The following is a 20,563-nucleotide window of genomic DNA, read 5'->3' as shown; positions in this document are numbered from 1 at the left end:
TTATGATTTTACAGGTCTTTATTTTTAAGGCCTGTTATTTTTGTTGTTTGGCAATGGTTTTTGATTAATGAGTAAGAAATTAAGTGTTTTGTGGCTGGTAATTGTTGTTTTAATGTAAATTTTGACCGTCTGGTCTACTTTTTGTCTCCGGTTTTTGCATTTACATATTCTTCTCGCTGCGCAAGCGTTTTCCAGACCTTGTTAGGTGGTATTTTTGTCGGTTAGTGCCAGTAAAGCAGGTATGAGGCATAAAATTATATAATAAATCCCGCTGTTGAGTTGACTTTTAGCTCCCATATCTCCAGAATGCCGCCGTTTGCCAGAAATTCGTCGGTAAGCAGATTTGCATTGATTCATCGCATCATTGTGAATTAATATGCAAATAAAGTGAGTGAATATTCTCTGGAGGGTGTTTTGATTAAGTCAGCGCTATTGGTTCTGGAAGACGGAACCCAGTTTCACGGTCGGGCCATAGGGGCAACAGGTTCGGCGGTTGGGGAAGTCGTTTTCAATACTTCAATGACCGGTTATCAAGAAATCCTCACTGATCCTTCCTATTCTCGTCAAATCGTTACTCTTACTTATCCCCATATTGGCAATGTCGGCACTAATGACGCCGATGAAGAATCTTCTCAGGTACATGCTCAAGGTCTGGTGATTCGCGACCTGCCGCTGGTTGCCAGCAACTTCCGTAATACCGAAGACCTCTCTTCCTACCTGAAACGCCATAACATCGTGGCGATTGCCGATATCGATACCCGTAAGCTGACGCGTTTACTGCGTGAGAAAGGCGCACAGAACGGCTGCATCATCGCGGGCGACAACCCGGATGCGGCGCTGGCGTTAGAAAAAGCCCGCGCGTTCCCAGGTCTCAATGGTATGGATCTGGCAAAAGAAGTGACTACCGCAGAAGCCTATAGCTGGACACAAGGGAGCTGGACGCTGACCGGCGGCCTGCCCGAAGCGAAAAAAGAAGACGAGCTGCCGTTCCACGTCGTGGCTTATGATTTTGGTGCCAAGCGCAACATCCTGCGGATGCTGGTGGACAGAGGCTGCCGCCTGACCATCGTTCCGGCGCAAACTTCTGCGGAAGACGTGTTGAAAATGAATCCGGACGGTATCTTCCTCTCCAACGGTCCTGGCGACCCGGCACCGTGCGATTACGCCATTACCGCCATCCAGAAATTCCTCGAAACCGACATCCCGGTATTTGGCATTTGCCTCGGCCATCAGCTGCTGGCGCTGGCAAGTGGTGCGAAGACCATCAAAATGAAATTTGGTCACCACGGCGGCAACCACCCGGTGAAAGATATTGAGAAAAACGTGGTGATGATCACCGCCCAGAACCACGGTTTTGCGGTGGACGAAGCAACATTACCTGCAAACCTGCGTGTTACACATAAATCCCTGTTCGACGGTACGTTACAAGGGATTCATCGCACCGATAAACCGGCGTTCAGCTTCCAGGGACACCCTGAAGCCAGCCCAGGTCCACACGACGCAGCGCCGTTGTTCGACCACTTTATCGAGTTAATTGAGCAGTACCGTAAAACCGCTAAGTAATCAGGAGTAAAAGAGCCATGCCAAAACGTACAGATATAAAAAGTATCCTGATTCTGGGTGCGGGCCCGATTGTTATCGGTCAGGCGTGTGAGTTTGACTACTCTGGCGCGCAAGCATGTAAAGCCCTGCGTGAAGAGGGTTATCGCGTCATTCTGGTGAACTCCAACCCGGCTACCATCATGACCGACCCGGAAATGGCTGATGCGACCTACATCGAGCCGATTCACTGGGAAGTGGTACGCAAGATTATTGAAAAAGAGCGCCCGGATGCAGTGCTGCCAACGATGGGCGGTCAGACGGCGCTGAACTGCGCGCTGGAGCTTGAGCGTCAGGGCGTGCTGGAAGAGTTCGGTGTGACCATGATTGGTGCTACCGCCGACGCGATTGATAAAGCAGAAGACCGCCGCCGTTTCGACGTGGCGATGAAGAAAATCGGCCTCGAAACCGCGCGTTCTGGTATCGCACATACTATGGAAGAGGCGCTGGCGGTTGCCGCTGAAGTTGGCTTCCCGTGCATCATTCGACCTAGCTTTACTATGGGCGGCAGCGGTGGCGGTATCGCCTATAACCGCGAAGAGTTTGAAGAGATTTGCGCCCGTGGTCTGGATCTCTCCCCGACCAAAGAGTTGCTGATTGATGAGTCGCTGATCGGCTGGAAAGAGTACGAGATGGAAGTGGTGCGTGATAAAAACGACAACTGCATCATCGTCTGCTCTATCGAAAACTTCGATGCGATGGGCATCCACACCGGTGACTCCATCACCGTGGCGCCAGCCCAGACGCTGACCGACAAAGAATATCAAATCATGCGTAACGCCTCGATGGCGGTACTGCGTGAAATTGGCGTTGAAACTGGTGGTTCCAACGTTCAGTTTGCGGTTAACCCGAAAAACGGTCGCCTGATTGTTATCGAAATGAACCCGCGTGTGTCGCGTTCTTCGGCGTTGGCATCGAAAGCCACCGGCTTCCCGATTGCTAAAGTGGCGGCGAAACTGGCGGTGGGTTACACCCTCGACGAACTGATGAACGACATCACCGGCGGGCGTACTCCGGCCTCCTTCGAACCGTCCATCGACTACGTGGTCACCAAAATTCCTCGCTTTAACTTCGAGAAATTCGCTGGCGCTAACGACCGTCTGACCACTCAGATGAAATCGGTTGGCGAAGTGATGGCGATTGGTCGCACGCAGCAGGAATCCTTGCAAAAAGCCCTGCGCGGCCTGGAAGTGGGCGCGACTGGCTTCGACCCGAAAGTGAGCCTGGACGACCCGGAAGCCCTGACCAAAATCCGCCGCGAACTGAAAGATGCAGGCGCTGAGCGTATCTGGTACATCGCCGATGCCTTCCGCGCGGGTCTGTCTGTAGACGGCGTTTTCAACCTGACCAACATTGACCGCTGGTTCCTGGTGCAAATTGAAGAACTGGTGCGTCTGGAAGAGAAAGTGGCGGAAGTGGGCATCACTGGCCTGAACGCTGACTTCCTGCGCCAGTTGAAACGCAAAGGCTTTGCCGATGCGCGTCTGGCAAAACTGGCAGGCGTACGCGAAGCGGAAATCCGTAAGCTGCGCGACCAGTATGACCTGCACCCGGTCTACAAGCGCGTGGATACCTGTGCGGCAGAGTTTGCTACCGACACCGCTTACATGTACTCCACTTATGAAGAAGAGTGCGAAGCGAATCCATCTACCGACCGTGAAAAAATCATGGTGCTCGGCGGCGGTCCAAACCGTATCGGTCAGGGTATCGAATTCGACTACTGCTGCGTACACGCCTCGCTGGCGCTGCGTGAAGATGGTTACGAAACCATTATGGTTAACTGTAACCCGGAAACCGTCTCCACCGACTACGACACTTCCGACCGTCTCTACTTCGAGCCGGTAACTCTGGAAGATGTGCTGGAAATCGTGCGTATTGAGAAGCCGAAAGGCGTTATCGTTCAGTATGGCGGTCAGACCCCGCTGAAACTGGCGCGCGCACTGGAAGCCGCTGGCGTACCGGTTATCGGCACCAGCCCGGATGCCATCGACCGCGCGGAAGACCGTGAACGCTTCCAGCACGCGGTTGACCGTTTGAAACTGAAACAACCGGCTAACGCTACCGTTACCGCTATCGAAATGGCGGTTGAGAAGGCGAAAGAGATTGGCTACCCGCTGGTGGTGCGCCCATCTTACGTTCTCGGCGGTCGGGCGATGGAAATCGTCTACGACGAAGCCGACCTGCGCCGCTACTTCCAGACGGCGGTGAGTGTCTCTAATGATGCGCCGGTGCTGTTGGATCACTTCCTTGATGACGCAGTAGAAGTTGACGTGGACGCCATCTGCGACGGCGAAATGGTGCTGATTGGCGGCATCATGGAGCACATCGAGCAGGCGGGCGTGCACTCCGGCGACTCCGCATGTTCGCTGCCGGCGTACACCTTAAGTCAGGAAATTCAGGATGTGATGCGCCAGCAGGTGCAGAAACTGGCCTTCGAATTGCAGGTGCGCGGTCTGATGAACGTGCAGTTTGCAGTGAAAAACAACGAAGTCTACCTGATTGAAGTTAACCCGCGTGCGGCGCGTACCGTTCCGTTCGTCTCCAAAGCCACCGGTGTTCCGCTGGCGAAAGTGGCGGCGCGCGTGATGGCTGGCAAATCGCTGGCTGAGCAGGGCGTAACCAAAGAGGTTATTCCGCCGTACTACTCGGTGAAAGAAGTGGTGCTGCCGTTCAATAAATTCCCTGGCGTTGACCCGCTGTTAGGGCCAGAAATGCGCTCCACCGGGGAAGTGATGGGCGTCGGTCGCACCTTCGCTGAAGCGTTTGCTAAAGCGCAGCTGGGCAGCAACTCCACCATGAAGAAACACGGTCGTGCGCTGCTCTCCGTGCGTGAAGGCGACAAAGAACGCGTGGTTGATCTGGCGGCAAAACTGCTGAAACAGGGCTTCGAGCTGGATGCGACCCACGGCACGGCGATTGTGCTGGGTGAAGCGGGTATTAATCCGCGTCTGGTGAACAAGGTGCATGAAGGTCGTCCGCACATTCAGGATCGTATCAAGAATGGCGAATATACCTACATCATCAACACCACGTCAGGTCGTCGCGCGATTGAAGACTCCCGCGTGATTCGTCGCAGCGCGCTGCAATATAAAGTGCATTACGACACCACCCTGAACGGCGGTTTTGCTACTGCGATGGCACTGAATGCCGATGCGACCGAAAAAGTTATTTCGGTACAGGAAATGCACGCGCAGATCAAATAATAGCGTGTCATGGCAGATATTTTTTATCTGCCAATTTGATCGAATAACTAATACGGTTCTCTGATGAGAACCGTTTTTTTTACCAGTAAGGACAATCTTTCCTGGAAACTCTATTTTTGATGATGTAAGCAGGATTTAGCTCACACTTATTGACAGGGAAGTTGCATACTATCGATATATCCACAATTTTAATATGGCCTTGTTTGATTGCTTCAAAACGAGTCATAGCCAGACTTTTAATTTGTGAAACTGGAGTTCGTATGTGTGAAGGATATGTTGAAAAACCACTCTATTTGTTAATCGCCGAATGGATGATGGCTGAAAATCGCTGGGTGATAGCAAGAGAGATCTCTATTCATTTCGATATTGAACACAGCAAGGCGATTAATACCCTGACTTATATTCTGTCGGAAGTCGCAGAAATAAGCTGCGAAGTTAAGATGATCCCTAATAAGCTGGAAGGGCGGGGATGTCAGTGTCAGCGACTGGTTAAAGTGGTCGATATCGATGAGCAAATTTACGCGCGCCTGCGCAATAACAGCCGGGAAAAATTAGTCGGCGTAAGAAAGACGCCGCGTATTCCTGCCGTTCCGCTCACGGAACTTAACCGCGAGCAGAAGTGGCAGATGATGTTGTCGAAGAGTATGCGTCGTTAATTTAATTTCGTTGATACCGCGCAGCCTGGTTGCCGGATGCGATGCTGGCGCATCTTATCCGGTCTACGGTTGCTTTCCAGCCAGGTCGGATAAGGCGTTTACGCCGCATCCGACGATGTTACCGTTTCGGCGTCACATCCGTCGTCCCCTGCAAACGGGGACGATTTTCCTCCATTTGCCTCAACGGTTGCGTTTCATGTAACGCTGCATGACAGCGCCCGACAAGATCCTGATACTCTTTAGTGTTCAATTGCTTCCAGTGCAACTCGTCATCGCTGACGCTGCGCACCGCACGGGCTGGCGTGCCCATCAACAACTGGCGTTTCTCGCTGCAAAAGCCTGCTTTGACAAAGCTCATGGCGGCAACAATGCTCTCATCGCCAATGACCGCGCCATCCATGATCACGCTGTTCATCCCGACCAATGCATCATGACCGATCACACAGCCATGCAGGATAGCGCCATGACCGATATGACCGTTTTCCCCGACAATGGTGTCAGTATCGCTGTAGCCGTGCATGATGCAGCCATCCTGAATATTGGCTCCCGCTTGCACAATCAGTCGTCCGTAATCACCACGCAGTGAGGCGAGTGGGCCGATGTAGACACCGGCTCCCACAATCACATCGCCAATCAAGACTGCACTGGGATGGACAAACGCCGTCGGGTGAACCACCGGAATTAACCCCTCAAAGGCGTAATAGCTCACGGTTGTTAACGTCCTTTCCACACCGGATCGCGCTTCTCGGCAAACGCCAGCGGCCCTTCAATGGCATCCTCCGAATGCAGAACCGACGGATAGTGTTTCAACACGCCGCTGCGAATATAGCGATATGCCTCTTCTACTGGCATTTCGCTGGTGGTGCGGTAGATCTCTTTCAGTGCCGCAATCGCCAGCGGGGCGCTGTTAACCAGCTGCTGCGCCAGTTCGCGGGCGTTATCCATCAGTTCGACCTGGCTAACCACGCGGTTGACTACCCCCCAACGCTGCGCCTCTTCTGCGCCCATTCTTCTGCCAGTCATTACCATTTCATTGACGATGGCTGGTGGCAGGATCTTCGGCAGACGCAGCACGCCGCCGCTGTCCGGGACAATACCCAGTTTGGCTTCCGGCAGGGCGAAGCTGGCGTTATCGGCACAAACAATAAAATCTGCCGCCAGCGCCAGTTCAAAGCCGCCGCCAAAGGCGTAGCCGTTCACGGCTGCGATAACCGGTTTATCGAGATTGAAAATTTCGGTTAACCCAGCAAATCCGCCTGGCCCGAAATCAGCATCCGGCGCTTCGCCTTCTGCTGCCGCTTTTAAATCCCAGCCAGCAGAGAAGAATTTCTCTCCGGCTCCGGTAATAATAGCGACGCGCAATTGCGGATCGTCACGGAAATTAAGAAATACTTCGCCCATCTCAAAGCTGGTTTTTGCATCAATAGCATTTGCTTTTGGACGATCAAGGGTAATTTCCAGAATTGATCCATTGCGGGTCAGATGTAATGATTCACTCATTCCTTTTCTCCATTTTTATTTTTTTCAGGGACGACAACATCCCTGCAAAGAATGCATTTATTTTTAGAACGTGATTATTAGCTGGCAGGATAATTCCCTGCCATTATGTTTATTTCAGATTCTTTCTGATTATTTTCCCCGAGCAATTACGCGGCAGATCTTTTCTGATCTCCAGATAAGATGGCACTTTAAATTTCGCCATATTTTGTTCGCAGAAGCGGAAAAATTCCTCTTCGCTCAATGTTTCACCTTCATTCAGTACCACGAACGCTTTAATGGCTTCATCGCGAATAGAATCTTTAATACCAACAACCACGATATCCTGAATTTTCGGATGGGCGGAGATAATATTTTCCAGCTCCACGCAGGAGACATTTTCTCCGCCGCGTTTGATCATGTTGCAGCGACGATCGACGAAATAAAAAAAGCCCTCTTCGTCGCGGTATCCGGTATCGCCAGTATGCAGCCAGCCATCGGCTTCCAGGACTCTGGCGGTCGCTTGCGGGTTGAGAAAGTACTCTTTGAAGATGGTTTTCCCCGGTTCGCCTTTAATGCAGATTTCGCCGATCTCTCCCGCAGGGAGCGGACGATTGTGATCGTCGCGGATTTCCGCTTCGTAGCAAAATCCCGCTCGACCAATCGACGGCCAGCGCCGTTTATCACCAGGACGGTCGCCGATAATGCCGACGATGGTTTCCGTCATCCCATAAGACGTCAGCAAGCGAACGCCGAAGCGTTCACAAAAAGCGTCTTTTTCCTGCTCCGACAAGTTGAGATAAAACATCACTTCCCGCAGGCAGTGTTGTCGATCGTTCGCAGAAGGCGGTTGCACCATCAAGGTGCGGATCATCATCGGAATACATTCGGTGACGGTGGCACGATACTTCTGTACCTGTCCCCAGAAGGCGCGGGCGCTGTATTTCTCGACCAGCACAAAGGTGGCTCCGGCAGAAAACGCCGCCATCGCCGCAGTACACTGGCAGTCGATATGAAACGCAGGCATCACCGTCAGGTAGACGTCATCGTCACGCAGGGCGCACTGCCAGGCGGAGTAATATCCGGCGAAGCGCAGATTGTAATGGGTAATCACCACCCCTTTCGGTCGGGAAGTGGTGCCGGAGGTAAAGAGAATTTCCGCCGTATCGTCGGTCGATAGCGGCGGCGCATAGCACAAGGTGGCAGGTTGTTGATCTTTCAGTTGAGTAAACGAACTGACGCCATCATCAGCGGGAAGCGCCACATCGGTCAGGCAAATGTGCCGCAGCTGCGTGGCATCTTCCTGCTGAATCTGTTGATACATAGGATAAAATTGCGCACTGGTCACCAGCAGGCACGCCTGGCTGTTTTGCAGGATCCACGCACTCTCTTCGCGTAGCAGGCGGGCGTTAATCGGCACCATAATCGCGCCAATTTTTGCCAGCCCGAACCAGCAAAAGATAAATTCCGGGCAGTTGTCCAGATGCAGCGCGACCTTGTCGCCTTTGCGGATCCCCAGCGTATAAAACAGGTTTGCCGTGCGGTTAATCTCCTGATTTAACTGAAGATAACTGTACCGGTTAACGACTCCGCCGCTGGACTCACAAATCAGCGCCGTTTTATGGCCGTAAACGTCCGCCAGATCGTCCCACATTTGACGTAGATGTTGTCCGCCAATGATATCCATTGCACCTCTATCCATTTTGTTCGTTTGTTATTGGCGGGCGCTAGTCAGTCAAGCCGACTGGCGCCACGCGTTTAGTCCTCAACTTTGGCCAGACCTTTGCTGACCAACTCCTGAATGTCGTTTTCGCTGTAGCCGATGGTTTTCAAAATGGCAGCCGTGTCCATGCCGTGCGATGGCATTCCGCGCCAGATTTGACCGGGATTATTTTTGAATTTCGGCATCACGTTCGGCCCTTTGCAGGTGCGGCCATCCATCGTTTGCCACTGAGTGATCGATTCACGGGCGACGTACTGTGGATTGCTTTCCAGTTCCGGTACGGTCAGTACTTTGGCACAGGCGATATTCAGTTCAGCAAAGCGTTCTTTTACTTCCGCGATGGTATGTGTCGCCAGCCAGGCATCGAGTTTCTCTTCAACCAGTGGGCCATATGGGCATTCGATACGGTGGATAAGCTGAGTGCCTTCCGGGATTTCTGGCGTGCCAAGCAGATGTGCGAGGCCAATATCTTTAAAGCACTCTTCAATTTGAGTAATGCCCACCAGTTCCATAACGATGTAGCCATCAGCGCATTTGTACAGACCGCAACCGGCGTAGTAGGGATCTTTACCTTTGGTCATGCGCGGGCACATTTCGCCGCCGTTGAAGTAATCCATCATGAAGTACTGACCCATGCGCAGCATCACTTCATACATGGCGATGTCGATACTTTCGCCTTTACCGGTTTCACGCACTTTGTGCAGTGCCGCCAGCGCCGCCGTGGTGGCGGTCAGGCCGGAGAAGTAATCGGCGGTATACGGGAAAGCAGGCATTGGCTGGTCAACATCACCGTTCTGAATCAGGTAACCACTGAAGGCCTGGGCGATGGTGTTATAGGCCGGAAGGTTGGTGTACTCCTCGGTGCCGTACTGACCAAAACCGGACAGGTGAGCGATAACCAGTTTCGGGTTGTGCTGCCACAGTACTTCATCGGTAATGCCACGACGGGCAAAGGCAGGGCCTTTACTGGCTTCGATGAAGATATCGGTGGTTTCCATTAATTTCAGAAACGCTTCGCGGCCTTCATCTTTGAAAATATTTAACGACAGCGCGTGCAAATTGCGGCGGGAGAGCTGCGGGTAGTTCGGTTGAACGCGAATGGTGTCGGCCCAGGCGACGTTCTCGATCCAGATAACTTCCGCCCCCCATTCTGCGAACATTTGCCCGGCGAATGGCCCGGCGATTTCGATACCGGAGAAGACAACGCGCAATCCGGCCAACGGCCCGAATTTCGGCATGGGTAGATGATCCATTATTAGCTCCTGAAAAATTTTGTTATGCCTGATAAGACGCAACATGCGCCCTATCAGGCAGCGCATTGACTTAGCGGTATTGCTTCAGCACCGCGCGACCCAGCGTCAGGATCTGCATTTCGTCAGATCCCCCGGAGACGCGGTCTACACGCAGGTCACGCCAGAAGCGGCTGATGCGGTGGTTGCCCGCAATCCCGACACCGCCCAGCACCTGCATTGCGCTATCCACCACTTCAAATGCCGCATTGGCGCAGAAGTATTTGCACATTGCCGCATCGCCAGAGGTGATGGTGCCGTTGTCTGCTTTCCACGCTGCTTCATACAGCATGTTTTTCATGGAGTTTAATTTGATCGCCATATGGGCGAATTTTTCCTGAATCAACTGGAAACGACCAATAGCCTCGCCAAACTGCACACGCTGGTTGGCGTAGCGCGCCGCATCTTCAAAGGCGCACATTGCCGTACCGTAGTTGGTCAGGGCTACCAGGAAACGTTCGTGGTCGAACTCTTCTTTGACGCGGTTAAAGCCGTTACCTTCCCGACCGAACATGTCTTTCTCGTCCAGTTCTACATCGTCAAAGGTGATTTCACAGCAGCTATCCATACGCAGACCGAGCTTCTCAAGTTTGGTCACTTTGATGCCCGGTTTGCTCATATCAACAAACCATTCGGTGTAGACAGGTTTGTCCGGAGAAGCACCGTCGCGCGCCATCACCACGATGTACGGGGTGTAGGCGCTGCTGGTAATAAAACACTTACTACCATTAAGATAAATCTTACCATCTCTACGGGTATAAGTCGTTTTCAGGCTACCCACGTCGGAGCCAGCGCCCGGTTCAGTAATCGCCGAGTTCCACATCTGCTTACCGGTGCCACGGAACGCCATAATCTTGTCGATCTGCTCTTGTGTGCCTTCGCGCAGGAAGGTGTTAAACCCGCCCGGCAACTGGTACAGCACGTAGGTTGGCGCCCCCAGACGCCCCAGTTCCATCCACACAGCGGCAAGCGTGACGAATCCCGCGTCCAGACCACCGTGCTCTTCCGGGATTAGCAGGCTGTCGATACCCATATCCGCCAGTGCTTTGACAAAACGTTCCGGGTAGACGCTGTCACGGTCACACTCGGCAAAATAGGCCTCCCAGTTTTCGCTGGCCATCAGTTCACGGATACCGGCGACAAACAGTTCCTGCTCATCATTTAAATTAAAATCCATCTTTCAACCTCTTGATATTTTGGGGGTTAATTAATCTTTCCAGTTCTGTTTCGCGTCTTTAATAAAGGAGAGCGTCACCATAATGTTGACGAAGAACAGCGGGCATCCTCCGGCGATAATGGCGGTTTGAATCGGTTTCAGGCCGCCGAGCGCCAACAGAACGATGCCGATAATGCCAACCAGAATTGACCAGCCGATACGTACCAGCAGTGGCGGTTCTTCGCCGTCGCGTACTTCGCGGCAGGTGGACATCGCCAGGGTATAAGAGCAGGCGTTAACCAGCGTAACGGTGGCAATAAAGCAGAGAATGAAGAAGCCCCACATGGTGGCGGTGCTGAGTGGCAGAGCGGCCCAGGTTTCGATGATGGCGCGCGCCACACCGTACTGTTCGATCAGGTTCGGAATGTTGATGATGTTTTTATCCATCAACAGCAGAGTGTTACTGCCAAGCACGGTCCACAGGATCCAGGTGGACGCTGTTAGTCCCAGCACCATGCCGAAGCACAGTTCACGCACGGTACGACCACGGGAGATACGGGCGAGGAAGATACTCATCTGGATAGCGTAAATCACCCACCATGCCCAGTAGAACACGGTCCAGCCCTGTGGGAAGCCGCCTTTGGCGATAGGGTCGGTATAGAACAACATGCGCGGCAGATACATCAGCAACATCCCCACCGAGTCGGTGAAGTAGTTCATGATGAAGCTGGCGCCGCTGACGATAAACACCCAACCCAGCATCAGGAAGCTCAGGTAGCTACGCACATCACTGGCGATACGTACCCCTTTTTGCAGGCCGCAGGCGACGCAAATGGCGTTGAGGATAATCCAGCAGGTAATGATGATAGCGTCCAGTTGCAGGGTATGCGGAATGCCAAACAACCACTGCATACACTCGGTCACCAGCGGTGTGGCAAGGCCGAGACTGGTGCCCATCGCGAAGATCAAGGCGACGAGATAGAAGTTATCGACAATAGTACCGAACAGCCCTTTGGCGTGTTTTTCACCTACCAGCGGCACCAGGGTGGAGCTGGGGCGAATCACTTCCATTTTGCGGACAAAGAAGAAGTAAGCGAAGGCGACGGAGAGGAAGCTGTAAGTGGCCCACGGCAACGGCCCCCAGTGGAACAAGCTGTAGGCCAGTCCCAATTCTTTCGCGCCAGTAGAGTTTGGCGCTAAAGCAAATGGTGGCGTGGAGATGTAGTAGTAGATCTCAATCGACCCCCAGAACAGTACGGCGGCAGACGTACAGGAGGCGAACATCATAAAGATCCAACTGGCGGTACTAAATTCCGGTGGCTCGTTACCTAAACGTTTTTTGGCATACGGGCCAAACACCAGCCAGAACCAGCCGAAAAGCATCACCACCATATACCATTCAAATGCCCATCCCCATACATTGGTGACGTAACTGAATACGGCATTAATAACGACATTCGCCGCATCCAGATCTCTGACTGTAAGCCAGCAAAGTATGCCAACGATTATTAACGGCGGAAAGAATACCTTCGGTTCTATTCCCGTTTTTCTCTTTTCATCTTTCATGAGTTAATTCCACTGTGAAAACGAATATTTATTTTGCGTTCCCGTTTGTTTTATTTTTGTTAACATTTAATATAATTATTATTAACCTCGTGAACGCGTTGATGGCTAACTCATAATGGGTATTCAGTTGGCCGTATTCTGTGATGATAGTCACGTTTTATTATCGGGTGAAAACAGAGTGTTTTGATGTAAATATTCCTTGTTAATCAATTTGTTATGTTTGATTGTGAGTAAAAAAATAGCATCTGACTTTCAATATTGGTGATCCATAAAACAATATTGAAAATTTCTTTTTGCTACGCCATGTTTTCAATATTGGTGAGGAACTTAACAATATTGAAAGTTGGATTTATCTGCGTGTGACATTTTCAATATTGGTGATTAAAGTTTTATTCCGGAATTAAATGGCGTGATATCTGTAATTAACACCACCGATATGAACGACGTTTCCTTCATGATTTCTGGAGATGCAATGAAGATTATTACTTGCTATAAGTGCGTGCCTGATGAACAGGATATTGCGATCAATAATGCTGATGGTTCATTAGACTTCAGTAAAGCCGATGCCAAAATAAGCCAATACGATCTGAACGCTATTGAAGCGGCTTGCCAGTTAAAACAGCAGGCGGCAGAGGCGCAGGTGACGGCCTTAAGTGTGGGCGGTAAAGCCCTGACCAACGCCAAAGGGCGTAAAGATGTGTTGTCGCGCGGCCCGGATGAACTGATTGTAGTGATTGATGATCAGTTCGAGCAGGCACTGCCGCAACAAACTGCGACCGCACTGGCTGCGGCTGCCCAGAAAGCAGGCTTTGATCTGATCCTCTGCGGCGATGGTTCTTCTGACCTTTATGCCCAGCAGGTTGGTTTGCTGGTGGGCGAAATCCTCAATATTCCGGCCGTTAACGGCGTCAGCAAAATTATCTCCCTGACGGCAGATACCCTCACCGTTGAGCGCGAACTGGAAGATGAAACAGAAACGTTAAGCATTCCGCTGCCTGCGGTTGTTGCTGTTTCCACTGATATCAACGCCCCACAAATTCCTTCGATGAAAGCCATTCTCGGCGCGGCGAAAAAGCCAGTCCAGGTATGGTCGGCGGCGGATATCGGTTTTAACGCAGAGGCAGCCTGGTCAGAACAACAGGTTGCCGCGCCGAAACAGCGCGAGCGTCAGCGCATCGTGATTGAAGGCGACGGCGAAGAACAGATCGCCGCATTTGCTGAAAATCTTCGCAAAGTCATTTAATTACAGGGGATGCTATGAACACGTTTTCTCAAGTCTGGGTATTCAGCGATACCCCTTCTCGTCTGCCGGAACTGATGAACGGTGCGCAGACTTTAGCTAATCAAATCAATACCTTTGTCCTGAGAGATGCCGACGGCGCACAGGCAATCCAGCTCGGCGCTAATCATGTCTGGAAATTAAGCGGCAAACCGGACGATCGGATGATCGAAGATTACGCCGGTGTCATGGCTGACACTATTCGCCAGCACGGTGCCGACGGCCTGGTGCTGCTGCCAAACACCCGTCGCGGCAAATTACTGGCGGCGAAACTGGGTTACCGCCTTAAAGCGGCGGTTTCTAACGATGCCAGCGCCGTCAGTGTGCAGGACGGTAAAGCGGCAGTGAAACACATGGTTTACGGCGGTCTGGCGATTGGCGAAGAACGTATTGCCTCGCCGTATGCGGTACTGACCATCAGCAGCGGCACGTTCGATGCGGCTCAGCCGGACGCGTCACGTACAGGTGAAACGCACACCGTGGAGTGGCAGGCTCCGGCTGTGGCGATTACCCGCACGGCAATCCAGGCGCGCCAGAGCAACAGCGTCGATCTCGACAAAGCCCGCCTGGTGGTCAGCGTCGGTCGCGGTATTGGCAGCAAAGAGAACATTGCGCTGGCAGAACAACTTTGCCAGGCGATAGGTGCGGAGCTGGCCTGTTCTCGTCCGGTGGCAGAAAACGAAAAATGGATGGAGCACGAACGCTATGTCGGTATCTCCAACCTGATGCTGAAACCTGAACTGTACCTGGCGGTGGGGATCTCCGGGCAGATCCAGCACATGGTTGGCGCTAATGCGTCGCAAACCATTTTTGCCATCAACAAAGATAAAAATGCGCCGATCTTCCAGTACGCGGATTACGGCATTGTTGGCGACGCCGTGAAGATCCTTCCGGCACTGACCGCAGCTTTAGCGCGTTGATCCACTCAGGCAGGGCTGTATTTCGGCTCTGCCGCTGACAGGGAGTTCTTATGTCCGAAGATATCTTTGATGCCATCATCGTCGGTGCAGGGCTTGCCGGTTCGGTTGCCGCGCTGGTGCTCGCCCGCGAAGGGGCACAAGTGTTAGTTATCGAGCGTGGCAATTCAGCAGGTGCCAAGAACGTCACCGGCGGGCGTCTCTATGCCCACAGTCTGGAACACATTATTCCTGGTTTCGCCGACTCCGCCCCCGTAGAACGCCTGATCACCCATGAAAAACTCGCGTTTATGACGGAAAAGTCAGCGATGACCATGGACTACTGCAATGGCGACGAAACCTCGCCATCCCAGCGTTCTTACTCCGTTTTGCGCAGTAAATTTGATGCCTGGCTGATGGAGCAGGCTGAAGAAGCGGGCGCGCAGTTAATTACCGGGATCCGCGTCGATAACCTCGTACAGCGCGATGGCAAAGTTGTCGGCGTAGAAGCCGATGGCGATGTGATTGAAGCAAAAACGGTGATCCTTGCTGACGGGGTGAACTCCATCCTTGCCGAAAAGCTGGGAATGGCGAAACGCGTCAAACCGACGGATGTGGCGGTTGGCGTGAAGGAATTGATCGAGTTGCCGAAGTCGGTTCTCGAAGACCGTTTTCAGTTGCAGGGTAATCAGGGTGCGGCCTGCCTGTTTGCGGGTTCCCCCACCGATGGCCTGATGGGCGGCGGCTTCCTTTATACCAATGAAAACACCCTGTCGCTGGGGCTGGTTTGTGGTCTGCATCATCTGCATGACGCGAAAAGGTCGGTGCCGCAAATGCTGGAAGATTTCAAACAGCATCCGGCAGTTGCACCGCTGATCGCGGGCGGCAAGCTGGTGGAATATTCTGCTCACGTCGTGCCGGAAGCAGGCATCAACATGCTGCCTGAACTGGTCGGTGACGGCGTATTGATTGCTGGTGATGCCGCCGGAATGTGTATGAACCTCGGTTTTACTATTCGCGGAATGGATCTGGCGATTGCCGCCGGGGAAGCAGCAGCAAAAACCGTGCTTTCAGCGATGAAAAGCGACGATTTCGGTAAGCAAAAACTGGCGGAATATCGTCAGCATCTGGAGAGTGGCCCGCTGCGCGATATGCGCATGTACCAGAAACTACCGGCGTTCCTTGATAACCCACGCATGTTTAGCGGCTACCCGGAACTGGCGGTGGGCGTGGCGCGTGACCTGTTCACCATTGACGGCAGCGCGCCGGAACTGATGCGCAAGAAAATCCTCCGCCACGGTAAGAAAGTGGGCTTCATCAATCTAATCAAGGATGGCATGAAAGGAGTGACCGTTTTATGACTTCTCCCGTCAATGTGGACGTCAAACTGGGCGTCAATAAATTCAATGTCGATGAAGAGCATCCGCACATTGTTGTGAAGGCCGATGCTGATAAACAGGCGCTGGAGCTGCTGGTGAAAGCGTGCCCCGCAGGTCTGTACAAGAAGCAGGATGACGGCAGTGTGCGCTTCGATTACGCCGGATGTCTGGAGTGCGGCACCTGTCGCATTCTGGGGCTGGGGTCGGCGCTGGAACAGTGGGAATACCCGCGCGGCACCTTTGGTGTGGAGTTCCGTTACGGCTGATGTTGGTTTGATACGTAACGCCGTACTGACTCTCATTGCAAAAAAACAGGAATAACCCATGCAACCGTCCAGAAACTTTGACGATATCAAATTCTCCTCTATTCACCGCCGCATTTTGCTGTGGGGAAGCGGTGGTCCGTTTCTGGATGGTTATGTACTGGTAATGATTGGCGTGGCGCTGGAGCAACTGACTCCGGCGCTGAAACTCGATGCCGACTGGATTGGTTTGCTGGGCGCGGGAACGCTCGCCGGGCTGTTTGTCGGTACATCGCTGTTTGGCTATATCTCCGATAAAGTCGGACGGCGCAAAATGTTCCTCATTGATATCATCGCCATCGGCGTGATATCGGTGGCGACGATGTTTGTCTCATCCCCCGTCGAACTGCTGGTGATGCGGGTACTCATCGGCATTGTCATCGGAGCGGATTATCCCATCGCTACCTCAATGATCACCGAGTTCTCCAGCACCCGTCAGCGGGCGTTTTCCATCAGCTTTATCGCCGCCATGTGGTATGTCGGTGCGACCTGTGCCGATCTGGTCGGCTACTGGCTTTATGATGTGGAAGGCGGCTGGCGCTGGATGCTGGGTAGCGCGGCGATCCCCTGTTTGTTGATTTTGATTGGTCGATTCGAACTGCCTGAATCTCCCCGCTGGTTGTTACGCAAAGGGCGAGTGAAAGAGTGCGAAGAGATGATGATCAAACTGTTTGGCGAACCGGTGGCTTTCGATGAAGAGCTGCCGCAGCAAACCCGTTTTCGCGATCTGTTTAACCGTCGCCATTTTCCGTTTGTCCTGTTTGTTGCTGCCATCTGGACTTGCCAGGTGATCCCAATGTTCGCCATTTACACCTTTGGTCCGCAAATCGTTGGTTTGTTGGGATTGGGTGTTGGCAAAAACGCGGCACTGGGGAACGTGGTGATTAGCCTGTTCTTTATGCTCGGCTGTATTCCGCCGATGCTGTGGTTAAACACTGCCGGACGGCGTCCATTGTTGATTGGCAGCTTTGCCATGATGACGCTGGCGCTGGCGGTTTTGGGGCTGATCCCGGATATGGGGATCTGGCTGGTGGTGATGGCGTTCGCGGTGTATGCCTTTTTCTCCGGTGGGCCGGGTAATTTGCAGTGGCTCTATCCTAATGAACTCTTCCCGACGGATATCCGCGCTTCTGCCGTGGGGGTGATTATGTCCTTAAGCCGGATTGGCACCATTGTTTCAACCTGGGCGCTGCCGATCTTTATCAATAATTACGGTATCAGTAACACGATGCTGATGGGGGCGGGGATCTCGCTGTTTGGCTTGTTGATTTCCGTAGCGTTTGCCCCGGAAACCCGTGGGATGTCACTGGCGCAGACCAGCAATATGACGATCCGCAGGCAGCGAATGGGGTAATTTGTTCAGATTTCTCTCTTTTCTGAATCAATATTATTGACTATAAGCCGCGTGAATATGTGACTACACTTTGTGGGAAAACAAAGGCGTAAACACGCGGGCTAATAACTATGATCCTCATAATTTATGCGCATCCGTATCCGCATCATTCCCATGCGAATAAACGGATGCTTGAACAGGCAAGGACGCTGGAAGGCGTCGAAATTCGATCTCTTTATCAACTCTATCCTGACTTCAATATCGATATTGCCGCCGAGCAGGAGGCGCTGTCTCGCGCCGATCTGATCGTCTGGCAGCACCCGATGCAGTGGTACAGCATTCCACCGCTCCTTAAACTTTGGATCGATAAAGTCCTCTCGCACGGCTGGGCTTACGGTCACGGCGGTACGGCGCTGCATGGCAAACATTTGCTGTGGGCGGTGACGACCGGCGGCGGGGAAAGCCATTTTGAGATTGGCGATCATCCGGGCTTTGATGTGCTGTCGCAGCCGCTACAGGCGACGGCGATCTACTGTGGGCTGAACTGGCTGCCGCCGTTTGCCATGCACTGCACCTTTATTTGTGACGACGAAACCCTCGAAGGGCAGGCGCGCCACTATAAGCAACGTCTGCTGGAATGGCAGGAGGCACATCATGGATAGTCATACGCTGATTCAGGCGCTGATCTACCTCGGATCGGCGGCGCTGATTGTACCCATTGCAGTACGTCTTGGTCTGGGTTCGGTACTTGGCTACCTGATCGCAGGCTGCATTATTGGCCCATGGGGGCTGCGGCTGGTGACCGATGCCGAATCTATCCTGCACTTTGCTGAAATCGGCGTGGTGCTGATGCTGTTTATCATTGGCCTCGAACTCGACCCACAAAGGCTGTGGAAGCTGCGTGCGGCGGTGTTCGGTGGTGGCGCATTGCAGATGGTGATTTGCGGTGGCCTGCTGGGGCTATTCTGCATGTTACTTGGGCTGCGCTGGCAGGTAGCGGAACTGATCGGCATGACGCTGGCGCTCTCCTCTACGGCGATAGCCATGCAGGCGATGAATGAACGTAATCTGATGGTGACGCAAATGGGACGCAGCGCCTTTGCGGTGCTGCTGTTTCAGGATATTGCCGCAATCCCGCTGGTAGCGATGATCCCGCTACTGGCGGCGAGCAGTGCCTCGACGACGATGGGCGCATTTGCTCTCTCGGCATTAAAAGTGGCGGGCGCACTGGTGCTGGTGGTACTGCTGGGGCGCTATGTCACGCGTCCGGCGCTGCGTTTTGTTGCCCGCTCTGGCTTGCGGGAAGTGTTTAGTGCCGTGGCGTTATTCCTCGTGTTTGGCTTTGGTTTGCTGCTGGAAGAGGTTGGCTTGTCGATGGCGATGGGCGCGTTTCTGGCGGGCGTACTGCTGGCAAGCTCGGAATACCGTCATGCGCTGGAAAGCGATATCGAACCGTTCAAAGGTTTACTGCTGGGGCTGTTTTTCATTGGCGTTGGCATGTCGATAGACTTTGGCACGCTGCTTGAAAATCCGTTGCGCATTGTCATTTTGCTGCTTGGTTTCCTCATCATCAAAATCGCCATGCTGTGGCTGATTGCCCGGCCGTTACAGGTGCCGAATAAACAGCGTCGCTGGTTTGCGGTGCTGTTAGGGCAGGGCAGTGAGTTTGCCTTTGTGGTGTTTGGTGCGGCGCAGATGGCAAATGTGCTGGAGCCGGAGTGGGCGAAATCGCTGACCCTGGCGGTGGCGCTGTCGATGGCGGCAACGCCGATTCTGCTGGTGATCCTCAATCGCCTTGAGCAATCTTCTACTGAAGAAGCGCGTGAAGCCGATGAGATTGACGAAGAACAGCCACGGGTTATTGTTGCCGGATTTGGACGTTTTGGGCAGATCACCGGACGTTTACTGCTCTCCAGTGGGGTAAAAATGGTGGTGCTCGATCACGATCCTGATCATATCGAAACGTTGCGCAAATTCGGCATGAAAGTGTTTTACGGCGATGCCACGCGGATGGATTTACTGGAATCAGCCGGAGCGGCAAAAGCGGAAGTGCTGATTAACGCTATTGATGATCCGCAAACTAACCTGCAACTGACGGAGATGGTGAAAGAACATTTCCCGCATTTGCAGATTATTGCCCGCGCCCGCGATGTCGATCACTACATTCGTTTGCGTCAGGCAGGCGTTGAAAATCCGGAGCGTGAAACCTTTGAAGGGGCGCTGAAAATCGGGCGTCTGGCGCTGGAAAGTTTAGGTCTTGGGCCATATGAAGCGCGAGAACGCGCCGATGTGTTCCGCCGCTTTAACATTCAGATGGTGGAAGAGATGGCAATGGGCGAAAACGACACCAAAGCCCGTGCGGCGGTCTATAAACGTACCAGCGCGATGTTAAGCGAGATCATTACCGAAGACCGTGAACATTTGTCGTTAATTCAACGGCATGGCTGGCAGGGAACCGAGGAAGGGAAACATACCGGCAACATGGCGGATGAGCCAGAAACTAAGCCATCGTAATCAGAAAGTGTGATGTAGCACACGCTTTACAACTAACTATTTGTTTTTGCGCAACTGTAATGAGGCGAGTCCAGGGGCATAGCGTGGACTCGCCAGCAGAATATAAAATTTTCCTCAACATCATCCTCACGCCAGTCGACGAAGGTTTACGCTTTACGTATAGTGGCGACAATTTTTTTTATCGGGAAATCT

Annotated in this window: 16 protein-coding genes; 10 read left to right on the top strand and 6 right to left on the bottom strand. The window is 52.8% G+C overall.

The window, feature by feature from the left end; genetic code table 11:
• Positions 1-414: 414 nt before the first annotated feature.
• The 3 genes from carA to caiF all read left to right on the top strand — a co-directional run bounded on the left by carA (position 415) and on the right by caiF (position 5,458).
• Positions 415-1,563: a glutamine-hydrolyzing carbamoyl-phosphate synthase small subunit gene (gene carA, locus HEM79_RS03645; RefSeq protein ID WP_010356347.1), complete on the top strand. Its 1,149-nt coding sequence runs from the start codon at positions 415-417 to the stop codon at positions 1,561-1,563.
• 17 nt (positions 1,564-1,580) lie between these two features.
• Positions 1,581-4,802, top strand: coding sequence for a carbamoyl-phosphate synthase large subunit (gene carB / locus HEM79_RS03640; RefSeq protein ID WP_001126394.1), 3,222 nt, complete (start codon positions 1,581-1,583; stop codon positions 4,800-4,802).
• Between the two features lie 260 nt (positions 4,803-5,062).
• On the top strand, positions 5,063-5,458 hold the full coding sequence (caiF, locus tag HEM79_RS03635) for a carnitine metabolism transcriptional regulator CaiF (RefSeq protein WP_000333116.1): 396 nt from the start codon (positions 5,063-5,065) through the stop codon (positions 5,456-5,458).
• A 118-nt stretch (positions 5,459-5,576) separates the two neighbouring features.
• On the opposite strand, the gene caiE is transcribed toward caiF, so the two are convergent.
• The 6 genes from caiE to caiT form a co-directional block, all read right to left on the bottom strand.
• Entirely contained in the window at positions 5,577-6,167 is a 591-nt protein-coding gene (gene caiE / locus HEM79_RS03630; protein ID WP_176241812.1) for a carnitine operon protein CaiE, read from the bottom strand.
• A 5-nt stretch (positions 6,168-6,172) separates the two neighbouring features.
• Positions 6,173-6,958: a crotonobetainyl-CoA hydratase gene (gene caiD, locus HEM79_RS03625; protein ID WP_176241811.1), complete on the bottom strand. Its 786-nt coding sequence runs from the start codon at positions 6,956-6,958 to the stop codon at positions 6,173-6,175.
• A 109-nt stretch (positions 6,959-7,067) separates the two neighbouring features.
• The gene (gene caiC / locus HEM79_RS03620; RefSeq protein WP_176241869.1) at positions 7,068-8,621 is read right to left on the bottom strand and encodes a crotonobetaine/carnitine-CoA ligase; all 1,554 of its coding nucleotides are present in this window, start codon (positions 8,619-8,621) and stop codon (positions 7,068-7,070) included.
• A gap of 71 nt (positions 8,622-8,692) precedes the next feature.
• Positions 8,693-9,910: an L-carnitine CoA-transferase gene (gene caiB, locus HEM79_RS03615; protein WP_176241810.1), complete on the bottom strand. Its 1,218-nt coding sequence runs from the start codon at positions 9,908-9,910 to the stop codon at positions 8,693-8,695.
• Positions 9,911-9,980: 70 nt separating this feature from the next.
• Positions 9,981-11,123, bottom strand: coding sequence for a crotonobetainyl-CoA dehydrogenase (caiA, locus tag HEM79_RS03610; RefSeq protein ID WP_016159410.1), 1,143 nt, complete (start codon positions 11,121-11,123; stop codon positions 9,981-9,983).
• A 30-nt stretch (positions 11,124-11,153) separates the two neighbouring features.
• On the bottom strand, positions 11,154-12,668 hold the full coding sequence (caiT, locus tag HEM79_RS03605) for an L-carnitine/gamma-butyrobetaine antiporter (protein WP_021550169.1): 1,515 nt from the start codon (positions 12,666-12,668) through the stop codon (positions 11,154-11,156).
• Positions 12,669-13,140: 472 nt separating this feature from the next.
• Here caiT and HEM79_RS03600 point away from each other — a divergent pair, with 472 nt between their 5' ends.
• From HEM79_RS03600 to kefC, 7 genes are all read left to right on the top strand, one after another.
• Complete coding sequence (locus HEM79_RS03600) at positions 13,141-13,911, top strand: electron transfer flavoprotein FixA (protein ID WP_176241809.1); 771 nt, start codon at positions 13,141-13,143, stop codon at positions 13,909-13,911.
• A 14-nt stretch (positions 13,912-13,925) separates the two neighbouring features.
• On the top strand, positions 13,926-14,867 hold the full coding sequence (locus HEM79_RS03595; RefSeq protein ID WP_176241808.1) for an electron transfer flavoprotein subunit alpha/FixB family protein: 942 nt from the start codon (positions 13,926-13,928) through the stop codon (positions 14,865-14,867).
• Between the two features lie 50 nt (positions 14,868-14,917).
• Positions 14,918-16,204: an FAD-dependent oxidoreductase gene (locus tag HEM79_RS03590; protein WP_176241807.1), complete on the top strand. Its 1,287-nt coding sequence runs from the start codon at positions 14,918-14,920 to the stop codon at positions 16,202-16,204.
• Positions 16,201-16,488 carry a ferredoxin-like protein FixX gene (fixX, locus tag HEM79_RS03585; protein WP_000203741.1) on the top strand — a complete coding sequence of 96 codons (288 nt, stop codon included), beginning with the start codon at positions 16,201-16,203 and terminating at the stop codon, positions 16,486-16,488. The genes HEM79_RS03590 and fixX overlap by 4 nt, the downstream gene beginning before the upstream one ends.
• 58 nt (positions 16,489-16,546) lie before the next feature.
• Positions 16,547-17,878 carry an MFS transporter gene (locus HEM79_RS03580; RefSeq protein ID WP_176241806.1) on the top strand — a complete coding sequence of 444 codons (1,332 nt, stop codon included), beginning with the start codon at positions 16,547-16,549 and terminating at the stop codon, positions 17,876-17,878.
• 110 nt (positions 17,879-17,988) lie between these two features.
• A complete protein-coding gene (gene kefF / locus HEM79_RS03575) occupies positions 17,989-18,519 on the top strand; it encodes a glutathione-regulated potassium-efflux system oxidoreductase KefF (RefSeq protein WP_000600739.1) in 531 nt (176 codons plus the stop codon).
• Positions 18,512-20,371, top strand: coding sequence for a glutathione-regulated potassium-efflux system protein KefC (gene kefC / locus HEM79_RS03570; RefSeq protein ID WP_176241805.1), 1,860 nt, complete (start codon positions 18,512-18,514; stop codon positions 20,369-20,371). The genes kefF and kefC overlap by 8 nt, the downstream gene beginning before the upstream one ends.
• Positions 20,372-20,563: the final 192 nt, after the last annotated feature.

This window comes from Escherichia sp. 93.0816 (genome assembly GCF_013368855.2).
In the GTDB taxonomy this organism is placed as follows: Bacteria; Pseudomonadota; Gammaproteobacteria; order Enterobacterales; family Enterobacteriaceae; genus Escherichia; species Escherichia ruysiae.
Note: the sequence above shows the minus strand (reverse complement) of the source record. Positions and strands in the feature narration are given on the sequence as shown.

What these genes read in the sequence shown, in the direction of transcription:
- caiD (WP_176241811.1), bottom strand. Translation starts at nt 6,958, where the DNA reads ATGAGTGAATCATTACATCTGACCCGCAATGGATCAATTCTGGAAATT.
- HEM79_RS03580 (WP_176241806.1), top strand. Translation starts at nt 16,547, where the DNA reads ATGCAACCGTCCAGAAACTTTGACGATATCAAATTCTCCTCTATTCAC.
- HEM79_RS03590 (WP_176241807.1), top strand. Translation starts at nt 14,918, where the DNA reads ATGTCCGAAGATATCTTTGATGCCATCATCGTCGGTGCAGGGCTTGCC.
- caiF (WP_000333116.1), top strand. Translation starts at nt 5,063, where the DNA reads ATGTGTGAAGGATATGTTGAAAAACCACTCTATTTGTTAATCGCCGAA.
- carB (WP_001126394.1), top strand. Translation starts at nt 1,581, where the DNA reads ATGCCAAAACGTACAGATATAAAAAGTATCCTGATTCTGGGTGCGGGC.
- fixX (WP_000203741.1), top strand. Translation starts at nt 16,201, where the DNA reads ATGACTTCTCCCGTCAATGTGGACGTCAAACTGGGCGTCAATAAATTC.
- caiC (WP_176241869.1), bottom strand. Translation starts at nt 8,621, where the DNA reads ATGGATATCATTGGCGGACAACATCTACGTCAAATGTGGGACGATCTG.
- HEM79_RS03600 (WP_176241809.1), top strand. Translation starts at nt 13,141, where the DNA reads ATGAAGATTATTACTTGCTATAAGTGCGTGCCTGATGAACAGGATATT.
- caiB (WP_176241810.1), bottom strand. Translation starts at nt 9,910, where the DNA reads ATGGATCATCTACCCATGCCGAAATTCGGGCCGTTGGCCGGATTGCGC.
- caiT (WP_021550169.1), bottom strand. Translation starts at nt 12,668, where the DNA reads ATGAAAGATGAAAAGAGAAAAACGGGAATAGAACCGAAGGTATTCTTT.
- HEM79_RS03595 (WP_176241808.1), top strand. Translation starts at nt 13,926, where the DNA reads ATGAACACGTTTTCTCAAGTCTGGGTATTCAGCGATACCCCTTCTCGT.
- kefC (WP_176241805.1), top strand. Translation starts at nt 18,512, where the DNA reads ATGGATAGTCATACGCTGATTCAGGCGCTGATCTACCTCGGATCGGCG.
- kefF (WP_000600739.1), top strand. Translation starts at nt 17,989, where the DNA reads ATGATCCTCATAATTTATGCGCATCCGTATCCGCATCATTCCCATGCG.
- caiA (WP_016159410.1), bottom strand. Translation starts at nt 11,123, where the DNA reads ATGGATTTTAATTTAAATGATGAGCAGGAACTGTTTGTCGCCGGTATC.